The organism is Rudaea sp. (assembly GCF_036383415.1).
Classification (GTDB): domain Bacteria; phylum Pseudomonadota; class Gammaproteobacteria; order Xanthomonadales; family Rhodanobacteraceae; genus Rudaea.
This window is the reverse complement of sequence record NZ_DASVOK010000478.1, coordinates 1-1,626: the sequence shown is the minus strand read 5'-3', so window position 1 is coordinate 1,626 and position 1,626 is coordinate 1. Positions and strand designations below refer to the sequence as shown.

Below are 1,626 nucleotides of genomic sequence, written 5' to 3'. Positions count from 1 at the left end.
GAAGAAGCCGAGGTGTGGGACATCCTCGAAGAGGTGATCCGCGAACATCCGGTGCTGCTCAACCGCGCGCCGACGCTGCATCGTCTCGGCATCCAGGCGTTCGAGCCGGTGCTGGTCGAAGGCAAGGCGATCCAGCTGCATCCGCTGGTCTGTACCGCGTTCAACGCCGACTTCGACGGCGACCAGATGGCCGTGCACGTGCCGCTGTCGCTCGAAGCACAGCTCGAAGCGCGCGCGCTGATGATGTCGTCGAACAACATCCTCTCGCCGGCGAACGGTGATCCGATCATCGTGCCGTCGCAGGACGTCGTGCTCGGTCTGTACTACATGACGCGCGAGCTGACCAACGTGAAGGGTGAAGGCATGGTCTTCGCCAACACCGCCGAAGTGAAGCGCGCCTACGACAACCGTGCGGTCGAACTGCACGCCAAGATCAAGGTGCGTCTGGCCGAGGTACAGGTCGGCGAGGATGGCGAACGCACGAAGAAATCGTCGATCGTCGAGACCACGGTCGGCCGTTCGCTGCTGGCCGAGATCCTGCCCGAAGGCCTGCCGTTCGAGCTCGCCAACGTCGAGCTGACGAAGAAGGCGATCAGTCGCCTGATCAACCAGTGCTACCGCCGCCTCGGCCTCAAGGACACCGTCGTGTTCGCGGACAAGCTCATGTACACGGGCTTCAACTACGCGACGCGCGCGGGCATCTCGATCGGCATCGACGACATGAAGATTCCGGCGGAGAAGGCCGGCATCCTCGAGGAAGCCGAAACCGAAGTGACCGAAATCCAGGAGCAGTTCGCTTCGGGTCTCGTCACCGCCGGCGAGCGCTACAACAAGGTCGTCGACATCTGGTCGCGCACCAACGAAAAGATCGCCGCGGCGATGATGAAGGGCATCGGCTTCGACAAGGTGAAGACCGCCGAAGGCAAGGACGTCGACCAGAAGTCGATGAACTCGCTCTACATCATGGCCGACTCGGGCGCGCGCGGTTCGCAGGCGCAGATCCGCCAGCTCGCCGGCATGCGCGGCCTGATGGCCAAGCCGGACGGCTCGATCATCGAGACGCCGATCAAGGCGAACTTCCGCGAAGGCCTCGACGTGCTGCAGTACTTCAACTCGACGCACGGTGCTCGAAAGGGTCTCGCCGATACCGCGTTGAAGACGGCGAACTCCGGTTACCTGACGCGTCGTCTCGTCGACGTCGCCCAGGACGTGGTCGTCACCGAGACCGATTGCGGCACGCTCAACGGCTTGACCCTGACCGCGATCGTCGAAGGCGGTGACGTCGTCGAGCCGTTGAAGGACCGCGTGCTCGGTCGCGTGGTCGCGGCCGACACGTTCGCGCCCGGCAACGAGGAAGATCCGATCGTCACGCGCAACACGCTGCTCGACGAAAAGTGGGTCGAGAAGCTCGAAGCGGCCGGCGTGCAGAGCCTGCTCGTGCGTTCGCCGATCACCTGCGAATCGAGCTTCGGCATCTGCGCGCATTGCTACGGTCGCGACCTCGCGCGCGGTCACTTGGTGAACCAGGGCGAAGCGGTCGGCGTCATCGCCGCACAGTCGATCGGTGAGCCGGGCACGCAGCTGACCATGCGTACGTTCCACATCGGTGGTGCGGCCTCGCGTGCG

General features: G+C 64.2%; 1 pseudogene. It reads left to right on the top strand.

The features are described from left to right. Window positions 1-1,626: pseudogene (locus VF497_RS17250) on the top strand (DNA-directed RNA polymerase subunit beta'); the annotation flags it as partial.